Raw genomic sequence first — 24,761 nt, forward strand, 5'->3', positions numbered from 1 at the left:
TGAAACGGGTTATTCGGATGGAAGCTGCCAGATATCTACCCGGTTCAGGGCGATGTAGGGTACAGCTACCCGATTTCGCTGGGTATCGAGTCCGATGTCGGCGGGCCTGCCGGGCATGGTGATGTAAACAAGATCCTGCCCGCCGGAAATTACATGCAGGCTGGAGTCGCGCTGACTGGCAGCCAAAAGCCTCTCTTCGTAGAACTCAATCCCGTCGATATTGCCTCCGTTTTGAGCTACGGCAAACTCCGAGAGGTTTTCCTCGTCCGGATCCCATGCATGAAACGTAAGAGCTCCTCCCCAGGGTGCGAGGATCAGCAATCCCGTTGCTGGATCCCGTGTAATGCCGTTTGGCGGGTAGGGCAGTTCCCCGGTTACGACCTCAGCCGTTCCGGCACTGATTCTGTAGAGGGTATTGGTTCCGGTGTCTGTAACGTAAAGGGTGCCATTTGCCGATGCGGCAATATCATTCAGAAAACCCGGATTGAGAGAGGTGAAATCGATGAATGCGGTCTGTTCGCCAGTAAGACGGTTAAACCCGTGAACGCCGTCCACATCAGCAGCCCAGAGCGTGTCGCCGGTGATATACATACCCCTTGGAGCGTGCAGCGGATGTTCGTCTGTTCCTGTGATGAACTGAAGCGCTTGAATGGATCCATCGGGAAGCAGTGTTGAAATAAATCCGTTTGCATCCCGGTCGTTTCCGCCTCCCGTGAAGTTTGAAACGAAATAGAGATCACTGTCGGGATCGTAGCGAACGGCTTCAGGGCCGTCAAAGCCTGAAACAGCATGAACGCGCATGGTGGAATCCTGCTGCGATTCCCAGCTAAGGGCTGTCTCTGTATCGGTATTATCGGGTGCGCAGGCTGATAAAAGCAGGACAGGCAGTGCTATAGTGAGCGAAAAAAGGAATGGGAGAGATTTCATGAAATATCGGATTTAATTTTCTGGACAAGGAGATGCTGCAGATGATAATGTATCGTATTTAGCGCAACATATCGAACGCATAACACGCCGGGTGTTAAAGAATCAATCTCTTCCCTCTTGCATAGAGAAACAAATCTCTTATTTTCAGCCATTGGTTTCTTTTCCAACACTAATCTAACCCAATCGCTGTGTCTGAAGAAAATCAAAACCAACCCGCAAAAAAGCCTGAGGCTGAAGGACGCGGTACCCTATTCGACAAATTTTTGAACGGGATTGAATCGCTTGGAAACAAGCTGCCGGATCCCGCGATGCTCTTTTTTATTCTGATGGTAATAGTATGGGTCTTCTCCGCCATACTTTCTCCGATCGATTTTGGAGAAGTACACCCGCGTACGGGCGAGGAGCTCTCCGTACAGAACATGCTTACGGGTGATAACCTTGCCGCATTTCTGGCCAATATGGTCCAGACGTTCGTTCTTTTTGCGCCGCTGGGCATTGTGCTGGTGGCGATGCTGGGGGTAGGGGTGGCCGAGCATTCCGGCTGGATCGATGCAGGACTAAAAAAACTGCTCAATTTCACGCCGGCCTCTTTTCTGACACCGATGCTGATCCTGATTGCAATCGTCAGCCATACGGCAGCGGATGCGGGTTATGTGCTTGTGATACCGCTTGGAGGGGTGATCTTCTACGCAGCCGGGCGTCACCCGCTGGCGGGGATAGCCGCCGCATTTGCAGGAGTGAGCGGCGGTTTTTCGGCTAACTTTATTCCTTCCGCGATTGATCCTCTGATCATGAGCTTTACGCTTGAGGCGGCCAGGATACTGGATCCGGATATCATGCTCAATCCCATTAACAACTGGTACTTCACCTCTGCCTCATCCATTTTGATTGTGACGGTTGGATGGTATATCACAGACAAGATTGTGGAGCCCAGGCTTTCGGGAATTGAAATTGATGGGGATGAAGATGAAATGCCCCAGATGGAAGATGTGACAGACAAGGAGAGCCGCGCGTTCTGGTACGGTTTTCTTGCGATGGTTCTGGGGATTGTAGGCCTCTTTGTTTGGGCATGGCCCGAGGGTTCCGCTCTCCGGGATCCCAACTGGGACAATCCCGATGTGAGTTCGCTGCTCTCTTTCAGTGCCCCGCTGATGCAGTCGATCGTGCCCCTCATCTTTGTGCTTCTGCTGATTCCCGGTGTGGTGTACGGATACGCGTCAGGCAAATACAGCTCCTCCAAGGATATGATCAATAACATGACCAAAGCGATGGAGAGCATGGGGTATTATATCGTTATGGCCTTTTTCTGCGCACTTTTTATTGATGCGTTCGGTAAATCGAACATCGGCCTGCTCATCGCCCTGAAAGGCGCGAACTTTCTGCAGGCGTTGGCGCTTCCGGGACAGGTTACCATTGTGGGGATTGTTATCCTGAGCGCATTTGTGAATCTTCTGGTGGGTTCTGCCTCGGCCAAGTGGGCGCTGATTGCTCCCATATTCGTGCCGATGCTCATGCAGCTTGGAATTTCACCCGACCTTACGCAGGCGGCCTATCGCGTGGGCGATTCCGTGTCGAATATCATCACGCCGCTGCTGCCGTACTTCCCGTTGGTGGTGGTGTTTTGCCAGCGCTATGTGAAGAATACAGGTATCGGAACCCTGATCTCGATGATGCTGCCGTACTCCATCATCTTCCTGGTTACCTGGACAATCTTTCTGCTGGTTTACTGGGCGATCGGAATACCACTCAGCTTTGAAGCTCCCTATGTGTATCCGGCTCCTTGATTGAGTGAAAAGTAGAAGACAAAAGTGAAAATCGAAACGTGAGACGTCAGACGTCATGTGAAATAGTCTTCGTTTGTTTAGGGTGCAGGCAAGAGTGTCCTGAAAGGACACGTTAAATCAAAAAAGCTGACTGCTGATAGCTGACAGCTTTTTGCCTTTTCACTTCTGCCTTCTCACTTTTTACTTCGAAGCATCATCTCCTGAATCACTGTATCGAGCGGGATATCGCGTTCTACGAGGAGTACGAGCATGTGGTAGATAAGGTCGGCGGTTTCATTGATCACTTCCGAATCTTTCTTGTTCTTGGAAGCGATGATGGTCTCTACAGCTTCTTCACCAAGCTTTTGGGCAATTTTGTCAATTCCCTTTTTAAACAGCTTGGTAGAGTAGGAACCTTTGGGGAGGTCCTGTTTTCGCTGAATGAGAAGACGTTCCAGATCGTATAAAAATTCGATTTCTTCTTTGGTTTCCATGGTAAAAGGTATTCAATTCAATGGTTCATCAACCGAACGGGAATTCCCTCATCGGCCATTTTCTGTTTTAATTCACTGATCTCAATCTCCCTGAAGTGAAAAATGCTGGCCGCAAGTACGGCATCAGCCTTTCCAAGGCTCACAGCGTCGCAACAGTGCTGAATGGTTCCGGCTCCTCCGCTGGCTATTACCGGAATGGTAACTTTTTCATCGACAGTGCGCAAAAGGTCAAGGTCAAAACCTGATTTTGTTCCATCGCGGTCCATGCTTGTTAGAAGGATTTCACCGGCGCCCAGTTGTTCTGTTTTTTCGATCCATTCAACTGCGTTCAGCCCGGTAGGCTGCGAGCCTCCTTTAACAAAAACTTCCCAGTGATCACCCGCTCGTTTGGCGTCGACGGCCGCAACAATGGCCTGAGAGCCGAATGCATCCGCTGAACGGGTTATGAGTCCGGGATCACGGACAATAGCGCTGTTTAAAGAAACTTTATCGGCTCCGGCTTTCAAAATTTCTTCAATTTCGGCAACCGTTTTAATGCCTCCGCCAACCGTAAACGGAATGTTGATGTGTGCTGCAATATCCCTGACAAGCGCGACAAGAGTGCGCCGTTTCTCCTTTGTGGCGGTAATGTCCAGAAATACGAGCTCGTCAGCACCTTCGGAGGTGTAACGCTGCGCCAGTTCGACCGGATCGCCCGCATCCCGAAGGCCTTCAAAGTTCACCCCTTTAACGGTTCGTCCGTCTTTGATGTCGAGGCAGGGTATGATACGTTTTGTGAGCATGAATAAAGGGTTGGAAGATAACTTTTAGCGCTTCATGCTACAAGCAGGAGTGCCCATGTTTTTTTCTATCTGAATGTTCTTTGCAGGATTTAACCTCAATTTCAGTAGGTATCCCGATCTTCTTAACAGTAACTTATATAAACGTATAGACCAATACGTTTTGCAGTGCGTTTACAATTAAAAAGACGGATGGATTTATGAAACTGGTTCAAAATCTGATACTTCTTACTGTTTGCCTCTTCCTTTTTACAATGTGTGAAAACAGCATCACAGGTCCTGACGGGCCAAAAGGAGAGCTTCCCCGGGATCTGACAACCGGAGAAAAATTGCTGGTTGAGGCGGATGGTTCCTTCAGTTACGACATTTTCAGGCGAACGGTAAACCGGGAGACGGAGAAGGAGAACCTGATGATATCGCCGCTCAGTATTTCCATGGCGCTGGCAATGACTCTGAATGGCGCCCAGGGCTCTACCTATGATAAAATGCAGCAGGCGCTTTACCTGAGCGGAATGGAGATAGAGGAAATAAATGAGGCTTTTCGCTCTCTGACAGAACTGCTGGTTTCAGTCGACCCTCAAGTGACCATCAGGATTGCAAACTCTATCTGGTACAAAAACGGGTTGCCGGTAGAGGAAGAGTTTCTTGATTCAATGCGTGACTTTTTTGACGCCCGTGTTGAAGGGATCGATTTTGACGACCCCGCATCGGTTGATATCATTAACAACTGGGTGAATGAGAATACGGAAGGACTTATTGAAGAGATTGTTAAACAGATTGAACCGCAAATGGTGATGTTTCTGATCAATGCGCTCTACTTTAAGGGCGACTGGCTGCGACCATTTGATGTGGAGGATACCCGAAAGGCAGACTTTTCTCTTGAAAGCGGCGAAACAACCGAAGTGGATATGATGCACCAGGAAGGGCGCTTTGCACTCTATTTCTCGGATGAAGTGCGGATGGCCGAGATTCCGTATGGCGATAGCCTGTTTACCATGTCCGTACTGATGCCGGCTGATCCGGATATGCCGATCGGGCAGTTTGTGGAAGAGAATGTAACCTCAGCCAGCCTGGATAACTGGCGGTCGAATCTTACCGTCGACTCGCGCGAAATCACCCTGGAGCTTCCAAAGTTCGAATTTGAATACGAAATCAAGTACAACGATATCCTGAAGGCGATGGGAATGGACACGGCTTTCAATAAAAGCGAAGCCAACTTCAAGGGTATTGCAGATGTGTCGCCCCGAAATCTGTACATCGACGAGGTGAAGCATAAAACTTTTATCCGCGTGGATGAAAAAGGAACCGAAGCGGCAGCCGTCACAAGCGTTGGATTCGGAATAGAGTCGCTTCCTCCGCAGATGATCGTGGACCGCCCGTTCGCGTTTATCATTCATGAGAGGGAGAGCGGTACGAATCTCTTTATGGGTGTAGTGCGCAATCCCTGATATGAATGGGATCTTCTATTTGATCAGCTGCCGATTTCTGCCATCTCTTCGAGGCGGATGTGGCCCTCGTAATAGGCTTTGCCGACCACAACCCCGTAGAGGCTGTTGTTTTGCAGAGTCACCAGGTCCGACAGGTTCGAGACGCCGCCCGACGCTATCCAGTTGAGTTGAGGAAATCGTTTCTGGAGGTCGTTGTACATCTTTACGTTTGGACCGCTCAGCATGCCGTCGCGGGAAATATCGGTACTGAGCACGGTTTTCAGACCGGCATCGATCATCGGATTCAGGAATGCTTCAATTGGCTCATCCGATGTTTCCAGCCAGCCGCCGTAAGCCATTTTTCCATCTTTCAGATCCAGTCCCAGAATCATCTCATCCGGATGGTCACCAATCGCCTGAAGCCATTCATCATGTTTTTTAACGGCCATGGAGGAGCAGATAATTCCGCTGACTCCTGCATCCAGAAGCGTGTCGATATCTGCCCTGGACCGCACTCCACCGCCTGTCTGCACCGAGAGGCCCAGCTCCGTGATCATGGATCGGATGATCGGCAAATTCTCAAACTCACCGCTTTTGGCACCGTTCAGGTCCACAACATGGATATGAGTGAATCCGGCATCCCTGAACCGGGAGGCTTCATCGAGCGGCAGGTGATTGTAGATGGTTTTTTTCTCATAGTCGCCTTTCTGAAGGCGAACGACCTGTCCGTCGAGAAGGTCGATGGCTGGAATAATCTTCATCTGTTGATATTAAATTAAATCTGTTTGCGGTTGTGTAATTGAAGCCGGCAGGCCGGAAATGCGGCAGAGCGGAATCACGGGGAACCGGAGAGATAAGATAACATGAGTTTGGGACAAGAACTTGATATAGGGTGTTTTGATTTCTCCATAAGGTTTGGGCAGAACTGCCGGATTGATCGTAGATATACCGGGGCAATAATGAATTCCGGATCTGCATCAGTTCCCGGGAGATAGTCCGGGTTGCTTTCCCCGGATTCTTAAGATTGGTTTCACCAAACCTTGACGGTTTACTTTTGGGCCGTTTTTCTGTGACCATTCTCGCTAAGCCCGGATTCGGAGGACTCGTGTACAAGGTCGAGGAAATTCTGGATGAGATGAGAGCCCACCTGGCCTGATTTTTCGGGGTGAAACTGCACGCCCATGAAATTTTCCTTTGCAACAACCGCTGCAAAATCGGTTATGTATTTACACGTGGCAAGTGTGTATTCATTGGCCGGTGCATAATAGCCGTGCACGTAGTACTCAAACTGTTTATTGCTGATTCCCTTGATCAGGCTGTGTTTCTTCAGGGGCTGAAACTGGTTCCATCCCATGTGCGGCACCTTTGCTTCGGATGCATCAAACTTTTTTAGCCGGCCGGGAACCACACCCAGCGTAATGCAGTCTCCTTCTTCAGATGATTCATACAGCAGCTGCATTCCCAGGCAGATACCAAGAACCGGTTTTTTGGTTTGTTTCAGCCAGACATCCAAATCCCTGGACCGTAAATTATCCATGGCCGCAGCGGCATGGCCCACACCCGGAAAAATAATTCCATCCGCCTTCTCCAGCTCCTCAGGATCGTCGGATGTAAAATATTCCGCACCGAGGCGATCCAGTGCGTTCTGCACTGATGCAAGGTTTCCGGCCTGATATTTGATGATTCCGATCATAGTAGTAAAAAGTGAAAAGGCAAAAGTGAAAAGAAGGAAGCTGTCAGCTATAAGCATTCAGCTGTCTGGTTTAATTATGTTACAGTGTCGATTCGCATGTCGCCAGAAAGTCCATTATCACTTTTGCCTTTTCACTCAAATGGTTCCTTTGGTTGTAGGGAGAATGCCCTTAATTCTTTCATTGCGGCTGATTGCAAAGCGAAGTGCTCTTGCAAAGCCTTTAAACACCGACTCAATAATATGGTGTTCATTTTTTCCGACAGCCCTAACATGGAGTGTAGCCTTTGCGTTCATGGCAAGAGTGTAATAAAAGTGTTCTAACATTTCGGTGGGGAAATCACCTACGTACTCTCTATTCAGATCCACCTCCCAGCGCAGAAACGGACGGTCAGACAAATCGATTGAAACCGTTGCCTCTGCTTCGTCCATGGGCAGCACAAAGCCGTATCGCTGTATTCCCGCCTTATTCTCCGATACGGCCTGCCTGATCGCCTGGCCCAGTGCGATGGCTGTATCTTCTATGGTGTGGTGTTCATCCACGTCAAGATCTCCACTGCACCGGAGCTCCAGATCAATCAGCCCGTGTCTTGCGATCTGATCGAGCATATGGTCAAAAAAGCTGAGGCCTGTATCTATGCTGCTTTTTCCGGTACCGTCCAGATTAAGCGAGAGAGAGATATCGGTCTCTTTTGTTTTCCGGTTCAGGGATGCGGTGCGAGACGGAAACAGAATCGATCGTACCAGACCGGGCCAGCTCTCAGACTGTTCCGTTACCGATCCGTCTGTTTCGAATATATATTGACCATCTCTTTTGATGATGCCATCTGTTTTTGCTGCTTCAAACCCTGCATTTCGGATACCTTCATTGTGCATCAGGGTAAGGTTGGTTGCATCAAGAGCTTCTTCATCGAATGAAATCTCAGAGCCGGATTGTATCAGGTGTGCAATTCCATAAAGCGCACCCCCGGGGAGCATGGAGTCCGGTCCGGTTTCAAGTGCTGATGAGTGAATGTATATATTCATGATAATGGACTTTGTGTAATGGAATCTCCGTTCGACGGAATTCGGATGTTCAACAATCTATTCTTTGTGAATCCATACAGGTAATCTCACGTCAATTTACGACTGAACGTGATCCAAAACCTCTTTGAGCGCCTTTAAAAAACGAATATTCTCATCCGGCAGCCCGATTGTTACACGCAAGCAGTCGTTGCAAAGCGGCTCATTGCCGCGGTAACGGACAATAATGCCTTTTTCAGCCAATTTTTGATAAGCCTTTTCCGCGTTTTTGATTTTAAAGAGCAGAAAGTTGGCGTTTGATGGATATACCTTTTCCACGGCATCACTGTGTTCCAGCTGTTCGGACATATACGCGCGTTCTTCCCTGATTGCTTCAATGTTGTGCTTCAGCAGGTCCGGATTATCAAACGCCTTGAGCGCCACATCGGCAGTGAGCTTGTTTACATTGTAGGGTGCTTTCACCCGCAGCATGTATCCGATCGTTTCTGGGTTGGAGATGGCAATACCGAGGCGGATTCCCGCCAGGCCAAACGCTTTAGAAAATGTTTGCAAAACTACAAGGTTCGGATACTGCTGAACCATGGAAGCCATCGACTCCTGACGGCTAAAATCAATGTAGGCCTCGTCAATAACCACAATGCCGGGAAATTGTGTAACGAGCTTCAGTAAATCTGTCCGCTTTAAATCATTTGCGGTGGGATTGTTTGGAGAACAGAGGAACAGAAGCCTGGTCGAATCATCAGCTGATTCAAGGATTTTATCCGGTTTCAGCTGAAAGTTTTCGGTCAGCAGAACCTCTTTAACACCCACATTGTTGATGTTTGCTGCAACCCGGTACATGCCGTAAGTGGGAGGTGTAATGATGACAGAGTCTCTGCCCGGTTCGCAAAAAATGCGCATGAGCAGGTCGATGGGCTCATCGCTTCCAACACCCAAAAAAATATTTTCAAAGTCCACATCCCGGTAGGCCGCAATTTTTTTTCGCAGGCGGTTATGAGTGGGTGTCGGGTACCGGTGCAGGTCGAGTGAATTCCGGACAACGGATCCGTAGCTGTTTTCATTTGCGTCAAGCAGAGTCCCCTTCTCAAAATCATCCCGAGCACTGCGATAGGGGGTCAGGTTGCGGATATTTTCTCGAACCAGTGATTCGATGTTAAAATCGTTTGGCATCGGGATTGTTGATTGTTGTTTGAAAATTTATGATTTCAGATTTTAAGAAAGTCCCCTCTTGCCCCGTATGAATCCTTATGGGAAGGGGTGGGTTGAACTGATTCAGGAGCCTTAATGGGGACACACCCCTCGTTCAGTAAAGCCGGCTGCGCCACTTTACTTTCACTTTTCCCCTCTCCAGAGGGGATTTTTTTTATCTCATTGCCTTGCTTAGCTTGTTTAGCCTGATACTCACCGCATTTTTGTGCCCCTGAAGGCCTTCAATTTCTGCAAGTGTTTCGACTACGGGTCCCAGGCTGCGTAGCCCGTCTTCCGAAATTTTCTGCATGGTAATAAATTTCTGGTAACTGTGTAGCGAAACACCGCTGTACATTCGTGCATATCCGTAGGTGGGCAGGGTGTGATTGGTGCCGGAAGCATAGTCACCCATGCTTTCGGGTGTCCACCGGCCGATAAATACGGAGCCTGCATTGACCACCTCCTCAGACAATTCCTCGGCATCTTCAGTACTGATAATAAGGTGTTCGGGTGCATACCGATTCGAAAACTCCATGGCCTGTATCGTGTTTTCAACCGTAAGGATAAAACTTTTTTCAAGGGCATCCGCCGCATAACCCTTCCTGGGAAGCGCGTTGAGCTGTTTAACCGTTGCATTGTGTATCGCCTCCAGATCAGCATCATCGGTTATCACAAGAACAGCCTGGCTGTCGGATCCGTGTTCAGCCTGGGAAAGAAGGTCGGCCGCAATAAACTCGGGGTCGGTTGATGCATCAGCAACCACAAGCACCTCGGAGGGGCCTGCGGGCATGTCGATGGCTACCATTGCTTCACTGTTCTGCAACAGCATTTTGGCAGCCGTTACATACTGGTTGCCCGGGCCGAAGATTTTGTCCACTTTCGGAATGGTTTCAGTGCCGAACGCCATTCCTGCGATGGCCTGAGCACCACCCGCTTTTACCACGGTTTGGGCTCCTACTTTTTTTGCCACATAAAGAATGGAGGCCGGAATATTGCCGTTTTGATCGGGAGGTGTAGCGATGACGATGGTTTTGCAGCCTGCGATCATTGCCGGTACACCCAGCATCATGGCTGTAGAGGGAAGAGGAGCGGTGCCGCCGGGAATGTAAAGCCCCACACGTTCTATGGGACGTGCAACCCTGCTGCAGACAACGCCATCCATGGTTTCCACATCAATCCGTGAAGTACCCTGTTCCCTGTGAAAACGGAAAATATTGCTCATCGCCCTATCGATAGCCTCCTTTGCTTCAGCATCGAGTGAAACGTCAGCGACTGACGGATCAATTGTCACGGAATCGAGATCAATGCCATCGAATTTTTTTGTGTAGGTGCGAATGGCTTCGTCGCCCCGTTCTTCCACGGCGTCCAGTATCGGCTGTACCCGGCCGAATACCGATGCAAAATCCATTTTTGGTCGCTTTATCAGCGCTTCAATCCGTTCGGGTGAGAGGGAGTTGTAGTTGAATGTTTTCATATTGGTGAGTATTGAGTATCGAGTATTGAGTAAATGCTGTCTCGCTACTCACTACTCAATACTTTAGTACTGTAGTTAAGCAATCATTGATTCAATTGGCAGCATCACAATTCCTGTGGCACCTGCTTCCTTCAGGTTTTCCATCACGTTCCAGAATGTAGAGAGTGGTACAACCGTATGAATGGCAACCATGCCGTTATCTGCCAGAGGCATAACGGTAGGGCTTTTCAGTGACGGAATAATCTGCTTGATCTTCGGAACGGCCTCTTCAGGGGCGTTCATCATGATGTATCTGCTTTGAGATGCTTTCTTGTGGCCCTCAATTCGCTGCAGAATCTTCCGGATCATCTTCTGTTTGCCTTCAGAAAGCGGCTTGTTGGTTTGAATGAGCTGGGTTTCGGAATCAAATATCTTCTCAATTTCGACCAGTCCGTTGGCCTTAAGGGTGCCTCCCGTGGAAACAAGGTCTGATATTCCGTCAGCAATTTCGAGGCGGGGAGCGATCTCAACAGACCCTGAAAGCGTGATGATATCGACATTCAATCCTTTATCCTCAAAGAATTTACGTGTCAGAACCGGATAGCTGGTGGCTATTTTCTTTCCATCCAGGTCTTCCACGTTTTGGGCGGATCCGTTTTTGGGAATGGCAATCGCAAGCCGGCATACGCCATAGCCCAGTCCCCGCAGAATGGTAACGTCGGCTTCGTCTTCTGCAACGGTATTGGCTCCCACAAATCCGAGGTCGCAGACGCCATCCTCTACATATTCCGGAATATCGTCATCACGGATCAGCAGCAGTTCCACGTCGAAGTTCAGGCATTTTACGAGCAGACTTCGCTTATAGTCGTCAAAATGAAGGCCGATACCTTCGAGCAGGTTTAGGGTTTTGTCGGTTAGCCGTCCGCTTTTTTGTACGGCAATTCGAAGTGATGTAGTCGAATCAAGAGTTCTCATTGGAAAATCAGTAATAGTTTAAATAAGTAAGTTGTGTCAGAATCGATAAAAGGGCAGAAAAAGGAAGGAGTATATAAACTGAATCAGTGCACAAAATGCCCGTGGCTGCCGTGATGGCGATGAAAAAAGAGAGTGGTATGTGTGTGTAGTTGCATCACGCAATAAAGGTATGGAGTTCAATTTTAAAAGCCAACATGCGAGTCAAACAACTTTATGATTTCAAATCATTCCAAAAAAAATAGCCCGGTTCAATGGGAGGAACCGGGCTATCGGGGTATTGCACTTTGAGCGGGTACAGCAGTGATTCTGCCGTTCCTACTCATAAAAAGGCACCTTTATCAATCAGAAAATCGACTTATTGCACCTCCTGGAGGCTTAGCGTATCAACAACGGTTGTATCCGGAGCAGAGACTTCAATTCCCTCAACACGTATCTGGTCGTATACGGTAGTGTCCGGGAATACAGCCACATCATAGGTGCCGCTCAGCAGGCCAATCATCAGATACTCGCCCAGCTCGTCCGCGCGGGTTCCGGCGAGGGTATCCTCATCCGCAATAGCATAAACCCAAGGCATTGCATCGGCCGGTTCTACAGTCCCGGCAATGGCCCCTGTTCGTGCAAGATCAACGGTCTTGATAACAGGTTTCAGCAGGTACTTACCGGAATTTCCGGCTTTTACAATAGAGCGGCTGGCGTCAAAATCCAGCAGCAGTGTATAAACGGCATTGCTTTCCACTTCGGCATGAATGTTAAGCTTCAGGCCAGACTGCTGCGCACTGGGTGTTGTCAGTTTCTTTGTCGCACCATCCACGGTAATTTCGTTTTCATCTCCCAGAATCAGGCGCATCTGGGAATAGGTGCCTGCTTCAAGTTCTGTTTCACCCAAAAATTCGGTTATACCATTGGTGAGTTGCAGAAGATCTACCTTTTGCGGTTCATCGGAAATAATAATCCATTCGCCGTCACTTTCCTGATCTTCTCCGTCATTGTCTCCGTCAGAATCCGAGTCTTCTTCCATCACGGCATCTTCATTTTTGTGAATTCGGATTTCGCGGATGTCTATGACCACTGATTCGTAGTCAGCCGGGGCGTCGGTTAAAAACACGCGCATGGTACCGGGTTCGTCACTGTTATCGGAGTTCACTTCCAGACTTTCACAGGAAGCGAAAACGAACACCAGGCTAAAGGTTGCGAGCATCAGTTTGTTTACAATCTTCATAAGATTTCTCTTTCTATATTTTTTGTGTTTTGGTCGCGTTTCGGCCTATTTTAAGCCGAATTCTCCTGTTATGTTCCATATTTATACGTTAATGATAACCGCGATTTTTCAAAAAAGTATTAGCAAATCCTAAGATGAAAACAATAGCCCAGCTTACCTATATCCCTCTCTACACCGATCATCCGAAAGAGCAGGTTCAGGACCTGATTGAGTTTGTAGCCCAGCACGATGTGGAGGTGGATGTAAATCTTCTCTCAACAAGCATCAAGGGTGATACCGATGTGGTGTTTGATCTGGTTCGCGAAATCTATGATGAGATGACCCTGGAAGGCCAGGAATTCCGGTTCCATGTAGAGCTTTTGAGTCCTACGAAGGAGTAGGGAAAGTTTGAGTCATGAGTCATGAGTCTTGAGTTGTGAGATATAAATCTTCGGAATTCGGACTCCACAATAATCAAATTGAGATGATGCAGATTGAACAATACATGTCCCTGCATCATCTCAATACTCATGTCTAATCTCCTCACGGAGCACTCGGGCCAAGTATGACCGCATTCAGAAACAGGCGATTTGTTCCTCTCCAGTAGCCTCTGAAATTGAGATCTTCTGCAAACATGATCACTCTCCCGGAGCCGATTCTTTGTTCATAGGCGAAAACCGCGCCCGGCAGACGTTCCAGATTCTCCTGCCACATGTGGCCGGATATCCGGATATCATCGCCGGAGGCAATTTGAACCGGTGCACGGCGTGCGGGGGACGGTGGACCCTCCGGCATTTTGTACAGTCTGCTCGAGTTGATCAGCAAAGGCATATCCGTTTCATACCCTGATACAAGCCATTGATTACGGTCAAGCTCAGCCTTTACAAATGCTCCCGGAACCGAAATGCGCTGAACATCCTGGTTTTCTTCAGCATCGTACCAAGACTCCAGCTCGCCCAGTTCCAGCCTGCTCCGGGTAAATTCGGTAGCCGAACCCAGTGTTACCAGGGTCCCGCCATCCCTGACCCATTGTTTGATTCTCTCCATTCCTGTTTCGCCCAGGTAGGTTTCAAGCTCTCCGGAGCTTCCGGCTTCAGGCATAATCAGCACATCGAATCGCTCCATCGGCGTTGACTCAATACTCCGCGTATTGATGATGGTGTGCGGAATTTCATAAACCCGGTCGAGCGTGTGCCAGACCCATCCGAAAGAGTATCCCTGCATCGGGTAGTTGCCGAGGATGGCAATTTCAGGTTTCTGAACACGGTTACCCTCAATGGTTCCAAGCGGAGGGAAACCGGGGTCTGCCAATCCGCTGTCAACGGCATCCACATCAAGGTCGAACCGTTCCGCCAGTTCCCTAACAGCAGAGTGAACCTCTTCGCTGCGGCCGTCGGTTCGTACTACAAGCGTACCCGAGGGGTACTCTGTGCCGCCGATCCGGGTTGGCTTATATATGATGTGCAACCGGATCTCCCGCTCGCGCAGCGGAATGATCGCGGATAGTAATTTCGACTGGTTTCCGCTGATCAGATAGGCATACTCTGCCATCTGGTCTGTCATTCCGCCGGGGTTTTCAACGGGCTGCGTCACTCGTTCAACAGAAAGGCTTCTCGAATCGGAGGTGCTGAAACCCTGCAAATTGTAGAGCAGCGGGAGAGACCAGGAGGTGATGTCGTAAAACCGGGGGTTTTCTCCACGGTTCACCCGTTCGCGTGCTTCTTCCAGAAAGTCTTCGGGAATCGGCACGTGTGGCTCGAGCAGGCTGCGGATAAAAGCCATGCGGGGCTGTGACGCTTCAATCACATAGGTGCCTGCTTCAAAGGTCTGTGAACCGGCATCGTTGCCTTCACGGTCAAGAACATTGCGCAGGGTTACCTCAGATTCGAGGCGATCCACTTCGATGCCGCTTCGCTGAAGCAGGTTGATAACATAGGCAACCAGGGCCGGATCTCCTTCCTGTTTAATGATGTACCGTACAATTCCCGTGCTGCCCATATCGAGTGCCTCGACGTGAGAGCGGTAGTAGTCGGCAAGGATGTCCGTACGCCGCTCGCTTGAGAGACCGATCATAGCGCGCAGCGCCGTAAACTGCTGAAAGGCCGCCTGTTCAAGAGTCCGCACGGTGCCGTCGCTCAATTCCCAGGCGAATCCGCGTGATGACCCCTGTTCATAGAGCATTCCGACAGCCCCCTGATAGGTCATATAGGATGTGAAATAGGCGGGGTAGAAGAAATTGAAAATTTCACCTGTTGTGTATTCAACGTTTTCACGGTCGAAAGCGGCAGCATGTGCCTTCCCATACTCGCGGAACCATCGGGTGGTATACTCAGGAAAGAATGGCGCTACCGGATCGGCTGGGGGGTCCACGTAAAATTCTCGCTCTGAACCCATTTCGTGCGCGTCAACACCAGCCTGTGGTTTCCACATCTGAAGAATGGCTGCGCGGTTTCTTGTTTCCGGATGGGTGTGTGCAAACCAATCGCGATTGAGGTCAAAATAATAGTGGCCGGTGCGGAATTTCAGCCCTTCCCACCCTGTAAAGTCGTTTGACCAGTGTGCCGGATCGGGATTGGTGATGCGTCCTTCATGCTGGTGGTTGAACTGTGCGAAGGTGTCGCGGCCATCCGAATTGATTACCGGATCGGCAATGATTACCGTATTACGCAGTTCTTCCATGGTCTGCGAATCGTTAGCCGTGGTATAGTGTTCGATCATGCGAAGCACGCCCTCCGTGCCGGAGAGCTCAAATCCGTGAATGGATCCGCCCAGGTAAAGAACAGCCGGCTGGGAAGCGATGATCTGATCGGCCTCGGACTGTGATGTGAGTCTGGGGTCGGCCAGACGCTGTGCATTTGTCCGTATTTCATCAAGACGATCGTGGTTGTCGGGATGAGTGATGATGGCGGCTACCTGCAAGCGGTGGTCGAATGTGGTGCCGATTTCAAGCAGGGTAACGCGGTCGGACGCTTCCTCAAGGTAGTCCAGATAATCCAGAATCTGATGGGAAAGAGTGATGCGTTCACCCGAGGCATGGCCCACGACCTCTTCGAAAGATTGTACCTGCGCATGTAGCTGAAACGGCAGAATGAGTAGTATCAATAACAGGAAGTGATTCAGTTTCATGATGATCCGGGAAATGTTTGGTTAATGCCAGTGAGAGAGTGAATTTCTGTTGAAATGAAATCTTCATCGTAAATACCTGCAAATAACATTTAAATGCAATGACCGTTTCAACTTTGTATATTTGTTGCCTTTAGAAAGTTTAGCATTTTTCCCCTGTCCGAATGACCCAAATCCGAAATTTCTGCATTATTGCACATATTGATCACGGCAAATCCACGCTGGCCGACCGTCTGCTTGAGCGCACGGGAACCATCAGCGAACGGGAGATGCAGGAACAGATCCTGGATGATATGGACCTGGAGCGCGAGCGCGGTATTACCATCAAAAGCCACGCCATCCGGATGGAGTATGTCCGCCCGAACAAGGAGAAATTCATCTTCAATTTGATTGACACACCGGGGCACGTCGATTTTGCCTATGAGGTGTCGCGGGCTCTCAAGGCGTGTGAAGGAGCGATTCTGGTGGTGGATGCAGCACAGGGGGTGGAAGCACAGACGATATCGAACCTCTATCAGGCGATTGAACAGGGCTTGGAGATTATACCCGTTTTGAACAAAATTGATCTTCCGGGTGCCGATCCGGAGAACATCAGCCAGCAGGTAATCGATCTGATAGGCTGCGAATACGAAGACATTTTGAGGGTATCGGGAAAAACGGGAGAGGGTGTTGAAGATCTTCTTGAGGCCATTGTGGAACGCATACCGGCCCCGAAGCAGGAGATTGACAAACCGCTTAAAGCACTCATTTTTGACTCTATTTTCAATACCTACCGCGGGTCGATCGCCTATGTGCGGGTGATGCAGGGTTCTCTCAAAAAAGGCGATCCCATGCTATTTATGGCTACCCACAAGGAGTATGATGCAGAAGAGATCGGTTATCTCAAACTGAAAAAGGAGCCGTGTACCGAGCTAAAAGCCGGGGATGTGGGGTACGTGATCGGCAGCGTGAAGTCACTGCAGGATGCACGGGTGGGGGATACCATTACCCATCAGAAAAACGGTGCCGACGAACCGATACCCGGTTACCAGGAGTCGAAACCGATGGTGTTCAGCGGCATATTTCCCACCAATTCAGAGGATTTTGAAGATCTGCGGTCGGCTCTCGAAAAACTGCAGCTCAATGATGCTTCCTTGTCCTACCAGCCCGAAACATCCAAGGCGCTCGGGTTCGGATTCCGTGCGGGCTTCCTGGGGATGCTGCATATGGAGATTGTACAGGAGCGTCTCGACCGCGAATTTAATATCGATATCATTACCACAGTGCCGAACGTACAGTATGAGGTGGAGATCAATCACAAAGGAGAGAGGAGAAAGAAAACGGTCGACAATCCCAGTGAAATGCCCGATGCGGGAAAAGTGGAAACCGTCTGGGAGCCCTATATCAAGGCGAGTATTATCACACCGGCTGATTATATCGGCCCCATAATGAAGCTCTGCCAGGATAAACGGGGGGTCTATAAAAACCAGGTATTTATGCAGGGTAACAGGGTTGAAATAACCTATGAGCTGCCCATGGCTGAGGTGGTTTTTGACTTTTACGACAAACTGAAGAGCGGTACCCGCGGGTATGCATCACTCGATTATGAACTTCTTGAATACCGAAAGGGTGATCTGGTACGTTTGGATATCCTGCTGAACGGTGATCCTGTGGATGCACTCTCAAGTATCACCCACCGCGAAAAGGCATATGAGCAGGGACGCAAAATCTGCGCCAAGCTCAAGGAACTTATTCCGCGTCAGCAGTATGAAGTAGCAGTACAGGCGGCGATCGGTTCAAGGGTAATTGCGCGCGACACCATCCGAGCACTCCGAAAAGATGTTACGGCCAAGTGTTACGGCGGCGACATCACCCGAAAGCGTAAGCTGATCGAAAAACAGAAGGAAGGAAAAAAACGAATGAAACAGGTTGGAACCGTTGAAATACCGCAGGAGGCGTTTCTGGCCGTTCTCTCTATGGATGAAGATGACCGATAGAACAACCAATCAGACAGTACCGATGTTTATGCTCCGAAAATACATATTGCTCATAATTTTTTGTCTCTTTGCAGTACCATCACTGTATGCTCAGTTTGATGATCCCGTATTTGAAAAGGTTGAACGTTCAGAAAGGGCTAAGTTCGAACAGATGTTTGCGGATATCAGCTGGACCGGTCAGGGCCTGTACAATTCGACCACCATCGATCGCATTCCAACGGTTGAGCTGCGGTCGCGTCTGCAGGCCGTTTTCGGGGAACCCACGCAAACCATCGGTGATCTGATCAACAACCGTAATTTCCGGCCCGGGAAAGCGGTGCAGTTCGAATACTGGTTTATCATTGACGACCGTATTCCGCTGATGCTGCTCGACCTTGACGGTCCATTTGAGAACGGATTGGTATACGTGGGTGCAAGCCGTTACATTGATATGATGCCGCAGGTGAAGCGTACGCTGAACAGAATGCTCATGAATGAATATGGAGAACTGGCATCTTTTTCCGACTATTTTTATTCACCGGAAAGAGACCAGTGGTATTTGGTTGAATACAGGGACGGGGAGTTTAATCATGAAGCCATTGAGAGGCCTGCTTCACTTCGATAATGATAAAAAAAGGATGAAAAAGCGTTGAGCAGAAAAAAAGATCTGACAAAAAAAGAGTCGTTCTGGAACAGAAAACGGAGTGACAAGGAAAAAGCAGAGGATGCAAAAGCCAAACACTGGGCGAGGGAGTGGCTTGACGCTCTGATCTGGGCAGCCGTAGCGGCTATCATTCTCAGAACATTCTTTTTTGGTGCATATCGAATTCCAACTCCATCGATGGAGAAAACCCTGCTTACCGGCGACTTTCTGATTGTAACCAAACTGGCCTACGGTCCCCGCACACCGATGACCGTGTCGGTGCCTTTTACGGAAATTTATGTACCGGGAATCAATCTGCCCTGGTTCCGAATTCCGGGCTACAGCGAGGTGAAGCGGAATGATATCGTGGTTTTTAACTATCCGATCGATGTTGCTCCGATTTCCGCAAAAACGAATTATATCAAACGTGCGGTTGGTATGCCGGGTGACCGCCTTCGGGTGGATGCCAAGGATCTGTACGTGAATGGTGAGCGCGCCGAACAGTATGAGACACTTATGTTCAATTATCGTGCCATCACCCGTGGTGGGGTTCGGCTTAGCCCCGCAAAGGTGCGGGAAGCGGGCGGAAGTGTAGTTCAAAGCGGCAACGGGGAGTATATCCTGAACCTGACGTCCGAACTGGCCGGTGAGATGGAGAGCTGGCCGGAAATCGAAAGCGTAGAGCAATTTGTGCTCCCCGAGGATTTCAACATTTTCAGCCGCCGCGGCTTTAACTTTTCAAGAGGGTTCAATAATCATGATCATATTCCCGAATTCACGGTTCCCTATGCCGGACAGCAGGTGGAGCTTACTCCCGAAAACTGGAACATCTACCAGGACATTCTGGAGCGATACGAGCGTGTATCCGTGCAGCAGGATAACGGGCAGTTTATCATCAACGGGGAAGAGACCAATCTGTATACCATACAGAAAGACTACTACTTTATGATGGGCGACAATCGCGACGACAGCGAAGACAGCCGCTACTGGGGTTTTGTGCCCGACGACCACGTGATCGGTAAAGCAGGAATGATCTACTTTTCATGGGACGGCGAACGATGGCTTCCACGGGTGGGAAGGATGTTTGATCTCATTCATAGTTAAGGCTCAAGGTACAGGGTATCCCGAGGGGTCGGGACTGCAAACAGCACGCAGCAGGGTGCAGGCTGCAGGCGACAAGCTCCAGGAAAGCACCAAATAACAAATCCCAAATTCCAAAAGGGGAATATTTAGCAGTATTTCGAGTGAAATTCCAGTAAGGAAGGCGTTTGGAATTTGTGATTTGATAATTGGAATTTAAGTTGCCAACTATCCCAGGCACTCCTAACTCCAAATACTCCCAACTCCCTATTCCTTCACCAGGCTCTTCCCCTTCTTCTGTCCTTCACGGATAGCAAGCTGACCGCATCCCGCATCGATATCGTCCCCGCGGCTTCGGCGAACGGTGGCGGTCACGTCTTTGTCTGCAAGCACTTTCATGAACTGATTCAGCCGCTCCTCCCTGGCCCGTTTCAGGGTGACCCCGGCCACGCTGTTGTACATGATGATGTTGACCTTCGATGGGACCCATCGGGCGATTTTGACCAGATTCAGGGCGTCCCTGCGTGTATCGTTGAATTCATCGAACAGAAGGTATTCGTAGGTGAGCGGTTTTTCCGTTTTTTGGAAATAGTATGTAACCGCCTCCTCCAGCTTTTCCAGATTCAGCGATTCATTGATCGGCATAATCTTGTTTCGTTTCTCGTCATCGGCGGCATGCAGGGAGATGGCCAGGTTTACACCGGTCTCTTCGTCGGCCAGCTGCTTGATCTGTTTGGTTAGCCCTACCGTGGAGACGGTGATTCGCCTTGGGGACAGGTCGATGCCCATAGGGTCAGAGAGAATCCGGGCCGATTCTACAACAGCCTTGTAATTGTGAAGCGGTTCGCCCATGCCCATGTATACGACGTTGGTTATTTTTTTTCCATATCGTTCTTCAGCGATTTCGTTGATAATCTGCACCTGGTCCACGATCTCACCGTGCGTCAGATTCCGGAAATAGCCCATTTTGCCGGTGGCGCAGAAGGAGCAGCCGAACATGCAGCCTACCTGCGAGGAGACGCATACGGTGAGCCGGTTGGCGGCACCGTCGGGATAAAAATCAGGGATGAGGACGGCTTCAACCTTATAGTCATTCGGATCGTCGAGCTGAAAGAGGAATTTAATGGTGCCGTCTTTCGACTCCTGCTGGTTGAAAATAGTGAGCCGCCGGACTTCAGCCAGTTCAGGCAGTTTGGCCCGGAGGTCTTTGGAGAGGTTGGTCATCTCGTCGAACGAGCTGACGCCCTTTTGATAAAGCCATTGAAAAACCTGATCAGACCGGTAGGAGGCCAGTCCGAGTCCTTCAAGAAAGGTGGTTAATTCCTGCTTTGTGAGGGATTTGAGGTCTCTCTTTTTTTCGGTGGTGGTAGCTTCAGAATTCATGGATCAAAGATACGAACAATGCTGCGGAAACAACAATGTGTGATGGAGGAGCCATAATGGTCCGGGAGTTTCAGCCGGGCGGCGTTGAATGTGCGGCAAAGGGGATAATCGTTGATGTCTGAAATTACCCGGGGCCGTGCTCGTGCCGCTACGTGCTGTTCAACACCTCCGGTGTTGCCGGATGTTGGCATTCGTTTACCCCGGGTTTCACCCGGGGCTAATAATATTGGACGCCTCCCGGCGTCCGGTGGCATAAAATCAGATCGATTGGTCGGAAGGGTACTCCGTGGTGGCCGAAATCCCTCTTCTGGATTTTGGTGCTGCGGAATTCGGGTTGAATGCATGCAAATGGAATACTTATGAATATGCAATGCTGTGCCAGCTCCAAGCCCAATCCGCCGGATGGCGGATTAAGGTAAATAGCCCCGGGCGGAAGCCCGGGGAGGGTTGGGCAACAGATCCCGACAACGCCGGATGGCGTTGAATGTACGGTAGGGGCCGCATTTCTTTAAAATGGTTGCAGAAACTTTTTAGGATAAAGAAATGAAAAATGAACTGCGAATGACGAACGACGAACGACGAATTGTGAACTACTAACAAGGGTAGGATAAGATGCCTGAAATTATCCGGGGCCGTGATCGTGCCACTGCGTGCTGTTCAACACCTCCGGTGTTGCCGGATGTTGGCTTTCGTTTACCCCGGGTTTCACCCGGGGCTAATAAGATTGGACGCCTCCCGGCGTCCGGTGGTATAAGATCAGATCGATTGGTCGGAAGGGTACTCCGTTGTGGCCGGAATTTCTCTTGTGGATTTTGGTGCTGCGGAATTCGGGTTGAATGCATGCAAGTTTAATACCCATGGGTATGCAATGTTGTGCCTGTACCGAGCCCAATCCGCCGGATGGCGGATTAAGGTCAATAGCCCCGGGCGGAAGCCCAGGGAGGGATAGGCAACTGATCCCGACAACGCCGGATGGCGTTGAATGTACGGTAGGGGCCGCATTTCTTTAAAATGGTTGCAGAAACTTTTTAGGATAAAGAAATGAAAAATGAACTGCGAATGACGAACGACGAACGACGAATTGTGAACTACTAACAAGGGTAGGATAAGATGCCTGAAATTATCCGGGGCCGTGATCGTGCCACTGCGTGCTGTTCAACACCTCCGGTGTTGCCGGATGTTGGCTTTCGTTTACCCCGGGTTTCACCCGGGGCTAATAAGATTGGACGCCTCCCGGCGTCCGTAATATGGTAATCAGGGTAATTGATTCGAAAGGGTACTCCGTGGTGGCCGGAATTCCCATCGGGACTTTTGTGCTGCAGAATTCGGGTTGAATGCATGCAAGTTTACCCCGGGTTTCATCCGGGGCTAATAAGATTGGACGCCTCCCGGCGTCCGTTATGGGATAATCGGTGTTTGAAGTCGTAGATATAAGATGCCGCCAAAAATAGAATTAAGAAAATTTTCAGTATCAGAGGTATTGATCCCTTTTCTTGAGATGTCTGATTTATTACATGACTTGAGGGGCAAAATTTTTCTGGGGTACTGATTTCGAAATCTGTCCAAATCCCCAATCCGCCGGATGGCGGATTAAGGTCAATAGCCCCGGGCGGAAGCCCGGGGAGGGTTGGGCAACTGATCCCGACAACGCCGGATGGCGTTGAATATGTGGTGGTAGCCGCATTCCTTTAAATGGGTTGCAGTAACTATTTAGGCAAAAGAAATGAAAAATGAACTGCGAACGACGAATGACGAACTGCGAACACCGAACTACTAACAAGGGGAGGATAAGGTGCCTGAAATTACCAGGGGCCGTGCTCGTGCCACTACGTGCTGTTCAACACCTCCGGTGTTGACGGATGTTGGCTTTCGTTTACCCCGGGTTTCACCCGGGGCTAATAAGATTGGACGCCCCCCGGCGTCCGGTGGCATAAAATCAGATCGATTGGTCGGAAGGGTACTCCGTTGTGGCCGAAATCCCTCTTCTGGATTTTGGTGCTGCGGAATTCGGGTTGAATGCATGCAAATGGAATACTTATGGATATGCAATGCTGTGCCAGCTCCAAGCCCAATCCGCCGGATGGCGGATTAAGGTCAATAGCCCCGGGCGGAAGCCCGGGGAGGGTTAGGCAACTGATCCCGACAACGCCGGATGGCGTTGAATATGTGGTGGGGTGTTCTGAAAAAGGCCTGATATACTTTTTTGGATAAAAGTAACAGGCAATGAACTGCGAACTTTTATCACCGAACAACTAACTACCAACAACAAACCACTGACCACTGACCACTGACCACCAACAAACAACCAAAACCCTAAAATCTCGGATTTACAATATTGTTGTAGATCGATCCAAAGGTGTAGCTGAATCCAAATGAAATGGAATAATCGTAGGAGGTAGGACGCTGAACACCGCGAAGGATGGATTCGGGATCATTGGGATCCACGTCGCTGGGCAGCTGAAGGGCCAGCTGATCATTGATGATCCGGTAACGTCCGGAAAGGCTCAGGGAAAGCCCGCGAACAATGCGAATATTGAAGGATGGGTTCACCTCAAAACGGTTAATGGAGGTGTCATGAAAAAAGTGGCTTCCGGCGGCCCGTATATCAATGCGTCCCCATCGTTGGTCATATCGAAGCCGCGCACTCAGCTCCTGCGACATAATGGTCTCCTGATCCTTAAAAAAGATGGTTGTGTTGAAGTACCTGCGAAACATAGGCGTTACCTGGTACTGAATCACAAAACGCCGCTCCTGAAATTCTGAATAGGGGAAGAAGTTGTACTCAACAGCCGGTGCAATGTATGTATTAAGCGCAATGTTTCCGGTCCGGCTGAACCTGGCACTTCCAAACAGTGCAACCGTGGCATGGTCGTTCAGACTGTACCCGACCATTCCCCAGGTATTTCCCCAGTCGCGGTTGATATTCAGGGTCCGGTCGCTCAGGTCCAACCGCCTGCGGTTTATTTCACCGCGTGCATTAAAGCGTATTTTCCAGATGTGCGTAGTACGTTCCGCTTCTAGTCCGCTGAAAAAGCCTGCATTCAGCTCACGCTCCTGTCCGCTGATATTGGATCGCATATTGATATCAAATACCCAGTTATTCCATGGGTCGTCAATCTCTTCAGTCTGAATATCCTCACCTTCGCCGGGGGCATCGAAGAAAACATCAAGATTATTCATAGCCACCGTATTCACAACAAAAGGGACCAAACCGAGTTTAATGTACCGGTTCAGGCCAATACGCCGTTCATCACCTGAGTCTGTGCTTGGAGAGACGTACCTGAGCGTATCAGATTGTGAGCTTTCCACGGTCAGGTCAGAAAAAACGAGGGTATATTCGCGGCCGCCGCCTCCCGTCGACTGATCGTTGATCAGCAAATAGATGGAGGCGTCCTGCTGATCCCTTACATAGTTCACAAATGTTATGTTGGTACGTATGTAATTGACATCGCAGGCTCTGCAGTCAAGAAAAACATTCGGAATAGGATCCGGCCCGTCAACTGACTGTGCCGCTGCAGTACTGCAGTAAAAGAGCAGAAATAGAAAAAAAATGGCTGATAATGAGCGGTTCACTGTCTGTTTTAGAGTATTGCAGGTGATTATACGCAGGCAGGGAAGGTAACCATTCTAAGGTTAGAATTTCCAATGAATCAGCTTTTA

19 protein-coding genes are annotated in these 24,761 nt (G+C 49.6%); 6 read left to right on the forward strand and 13 right to left on the reverse strand.

All coding sequences use genetic code 11. From position 1 onward, the window contains the following. Positions 1-9 precede the first annotated feature (9 nt). Positions 10-927, reverse strand: a complete 918-nt coding sequence (locus DDZ15_RS14065; RefSeq protein WP_109647733.1) for an SMP-30/gluconolactonase/LRE family protein — start codon at positions 925-927, stop codon at positions 10-12. Between the two features lie 188 nt (positions 928-1,115). Between DDZ15_RS14065 and DDZ15_RS14070 the strand changes: the two genes are divergently transcribed. Continuing rightward, positions 1,116-2,711 (forward strand): AbgT family transporter, encoded by a 1,596-nt coding sequence (locus DDZ15_RS14070; RefSeq protein ID WP_109647734.1) that lies wholly within the window; start codon positions 1,116-1,118, stop codon positions 2,709-2,711. Positions 2,712-2,884: 173 nt separating this feature from the next. Here the strand turns inward: DDZ15_RS14070 and hisE are convergent, their stop codons facing one another. Further along, positions 2,885-3,184: a phosphoribosyl-ATP diphosphatase gene (hisE, locus tag DDZ15_RS14075; RefSeq protein WP_109647735.1), complete on the reverse strand. Its 300-nt coding sequence runs from the start codon at positions 3,182-3,184 to the stop codon at positions 2,885-2,887. A gap of 17 nt (positions 3,185-3,201) precedes the next feature. Further along, positions 3,202-3,966, reverse strand: a complete 765-nt coding sequence (hisF, locus tag DDZ15_RS14080; RefSeq protein ID WP_109647736.1) for an imidazole glycerol phosphate synthase subunit HisF — start codon at positions 3,964-3,966, stop codon at positions 3,202-3,204. Positions 3,967-4,163: 197 nt separating this feature from the next. Here hisF and DDZ15_RS14085 point away from each other — a divergent pair, with 197 nt between their 5' ends. Next, complete coding sequence (locus DDZ15_RS14085; RefSeq protein ID WP_109647737.1) at positions 4,164-5,411, forward strand: serpin family protein; 1,248 nt, start codon at positions 4,164-4,166, stop codon at positions 5,409-5,411. Between the two features lie 23 nt (positions 5,412-5,434). On the opposite strand, the gene hisA is transcribed toward DDZ15_RS14085, so the two are convergent. The 7 genes from hisA to DDZ15_RS14120 all read right to left on the reverse strand — a co-directional run bounded on the left by hisA (position 5,435) and on the right by DDZ15_RS14120 (position 12,938). Next, on the reverse strand, positions 5,435-6,151 hold the full coding sequence (hisA, locus tag DDZ15_RS14090) for a 1-(5-phosphoribosyl)-5-[(5-phosphoribosylamino)methylideneamino]imidazole-4-carboxamide isomerase (protein ID WP_109647738.1): 717 nt from the start codon (positions 6,149-6,151) through the stop codon (positions 5,435-5,437). A gap of 287 nt (positions 6,152-6,438) precedes the next feature. Beyond that, entirely contained in the window at positions 6,439-7,083 is a 645-nt protein-coding gene (hisH, locus tag DDZ15_RS14095) for an imidazole glycerol phosphate synthase subunit HisH (protein WP_109647792.1), read from the reverse strand. A gap of 135 nt (positions 7,084-7,218) precedes the next feature. Next, complete coding sequence (hisB, locus tag DDZ15_RS14100; RefSeq protein ID WP_109647739.1) at positions 7,219-8,106, reverse strand: imidazoleglycerol-phosphate dehydratase HisB; 888 nt, start codon at positions 8,104-8,106, stop codon at positions 7,219-7,221. Positions 8,107-8,202: 96 nt separating this feature from the next. Beyond that, positions 8,203-9,273: a histidinol-phosphate transaminase gene (gene hisC, locus DDZ15_RS14105; protein ID WP_109647740.1), complete on the reverse strand. Its 1,071-nt coding sequence runs from the start codon at positions 9,271-9,273 to the stop codon at positions 8,203-8,205. A gap of 193 nt (positions 9,274-9,466) precedes the next feature. Beyond that, positions 9,467-10,765, reverse strand: coding sequence for a histidinol dehydrogenase (gene hisD, locus DDZ15_RS14110; RefSeq protein WP_109647741.1), 1,299 nt, complete (start codon positions 10,763-10,765; stop codon positions 9,467-9,469). Positions 10,766-10,840: 75 nt separating this feature from the next. Next, on the reverse strand, positions 10,841-11,719 hold the full coding sequence (hisG, locus tag DDZ15_RS14115; protein ID WP_109647742.1) for an ATP phosphoribosyltransferase: 879 nt from the start codon (positions 11,717-11,719) through the stop codon (positions 10,841-10,843). A gap of 355 nt (positions 11,720-12,074) precedes the next feature. Further along, on the reverse strand, positions 12,075-12,938 hold the full coding sequence (locus DDZ15_RS14120) for a DUF4382 domain-containing protein (protein WP_109647743.1): 864 nt from the start codon (positions 12,936-12,938) through the stop codon (positions 12,075-12,077). 134 nt (positions 12,939-13,072) lie between these two features. On the opposite strand from DDZ15_RS14120, the gene DDZ15_RS14125 reads away from it, so the two are divergent. Further along, entirely contained in the window at positions 13,073-13,318 is a 246-nt protein-coding gene (locus DDZ15_RS14125) for a YkoF family thiamine/hydroxymethylpyrimidine-binding protein (RefSeq protein ID WP_109647744.1), read from the forward strand. A gap of 142 nt (positions 13,319-13,460) precedes the next feature. Here the strand turns inward: DDZ15_RS14125 and DDZ15_RS14130 are convergent, their stop codons facing one another. Then, positions 13,461-16,043, reverse strand: coding sequence for a M14 family zinc carboxypeptidase (locus tag DDZ15_RS14130; RefSeq protein WP_109647745.1), 2,583 nt, complete (start codon positions 16,041-16,043; stop codon positions 13,461-13,463). Between the two features lie 161 nt (positions 16,044-16,204). Between DDZ15_RS14130 and lepA the strand changes: the two genes are divergently transcribed. From lepA to lepB, 3 genes are read left to right on the forward strand one after another with little or no spacing between them, the layout of a single operon-like run. Further along, positions 16,205-18,016, forward strand: coding sequence for a translation elongation factor 4 (lepA, locus tag DDZ15_RS14135; protein ID WP_109647746.1), 1,812 nt, complete (start codon positions 16,205-16,207; stop codon positions 18,014-18,016). 22 nt (positions 18,017-18,038) lie between these two features. Then, positions 18,039-18,620, forward strand: a complete 582-nt coding sequence (locus DDZ15_RS14140) for a hypothetical protein (RefSeq protein ID WP_109647747.1) — start codon at positions 18,039-18,041, stop codon at positions 18,618-18,620. Between the two features lie 24 nt (positions 18,621-18,644). Continuing rightward, the gene (gene lepB / locus DDZ15_RS14145) at positions 18,645-19,742 is read left to right on the forward strand and encodes a signal peptidase I (protein ID WP_109647748.1); all 1,098 of its coding nucleotides are present in this window, start codon (positions 18,645-18,647) and stop codon (positions 19,740-19,742) included. A gap of 243 nt (positions 19,743-19,985) precedes the next feature. Here lepB and rlmN read toward each other — a convergent pair whose 3' ends face one another. Together rlmN and DDZ15_RS14165 are read right to left on the reverse strand one after the other, a co-directional pair. Next, positions 19,986-21,101 carry a dual-specificity RNA methyltransferase RlmN gene (gene rlmN, locus DDZ15_RS14150; protein ID WP_109647749.1) on the reverse strand — a complete coding sequence of 372 codons (1,116 nt, stop codon included), beginning with the start codon at positions 21,099-21,101 and terminating at the stop codon, positions 19,986-19,988. Between the two features lie 2,313 nt (positions 21,102-23,414). After that, positions 23,415-24,674 carry a hypothetical protein gene (locus DDZ15_RS14165; protein WP_109647752.1) on the reverse strand — a complete coding sequence of 420 codons (1,260 nt, stop codon included), beginning with the start codon at positions 24,672-24,674 and terminating at the stop codon, positions 23,415-23,417. Positions 24,675-24,761: the final 87 nt, after the last annotated feature.

It is taken from the genome of Rhodohalobacter mucosus (assembly GCF_003150675.1).
GTDB lineage: Bacteria > Bacteroidota > Rhodothermia > Balneolales > Balneolaceae > Rhodohalobacter > Rhodohalobacter mucosus.

Coding starts and splice junctions, on each gene's coding strand:
- DDZ15_RS14065 (WP_109647733.1), bottom strand. CDS start 927: ATGAAATCTCTCCCATTCCTTTTTTCGCTCACTATAGCACTGCCTGTC.
- hisE (WP_109647735.1), bottom strand. CDS start 3,184: ATGGAAACCAAAGAAGAAATCGAATTTTTATACGATCTGGAACGTCTT.
- hisF (WP_109647736.1), bottom strand. CDS start 3,966: ATGCTCACAAAACGTATCATACCCTGCCTCGACATCAAAGACGGACGA.
- DDZ15_RS14085 (WP_109647737.1), top strand. CDS start 4,164: ATGAAACTGGTTCAAAATCTGATACTTCTTACTGTTTGCCTCTTCCTT.
- hisA (WP_109647738.1), bottom strand. CDS start 6,151: ATGAAGATTATTCCAGCCATCGACCTTCTCGACGGACAGGTCGTTCGC.
- hisH (WP_109647792.1), bottom strand. CDS start 7,083: ATGATCGGAATCATCAAATATCAGGCCGGAAACCTTGCATCAGTGCAG.
- hisB (WP_109647739.1), bottom strand. CDS start 8,106: ATGAATATATACATTCACTCATCAGCACTTGAAACCGGACCGGACTCC.
- hisC (WP_109647740.1), bottom strand. CDS start 9,273: ATGCCAAACGATTTTAACATCGAATCACTGGTTCGAGAAAATATCCGC.
- hisD (WP_109647741.1), bottom strand. CDS start 10,765: ATGAAAACATTCAACTACAACTCCCTCTCACCCGAACGGATTGAAGCG.
- hisG (WP_109647742.1), bottom strand. CDS start 11,719: ATGAGAACTCTTGATTCGACTACATCACTTCGAATTGCCGTACAAAAA.
- DDZ15_RS14120 (WP_109647743.1), bottom strand. CDS start 12,938: ATGAAGATTGTAAACAAACTGATGCTCGCAACCTTTAGCCTGGTGTTC.
- DDZ15_RS14125 (WP_109647744.1), top strand. CDS start 13,073: ATGAAAACAATAGCCCAGCTTACCTATATCCCTCTCTACACCGATCAT.
- DDZ15_RS14130 (WP_109647745.1), bottom strand. CDS start 16,043: ATGAAACTGAATCACTTCCTGTTATTGATACTACTCATTCTGCCGTTT.
- lepA (WP_109647746.1), top strand. CDS start 16,205: ATGACCCAAATCCGAAATTTCTGCATTATTGCACATATTGATCACGGC.
- DDZ15_RS14140 (WP_109647747.1), top strand. CDS start 18,039: ATGTTTATGCTCCGAAAATACATATTGCTCATAATTTTTTGTCTCTTT.
- rlmN (WP_109647749.1), bottom strand. CDS start 21,101: ATGAATTCTGAAGCTACCACCACCGAAAAAAAGAGAGACCTCAAATCC.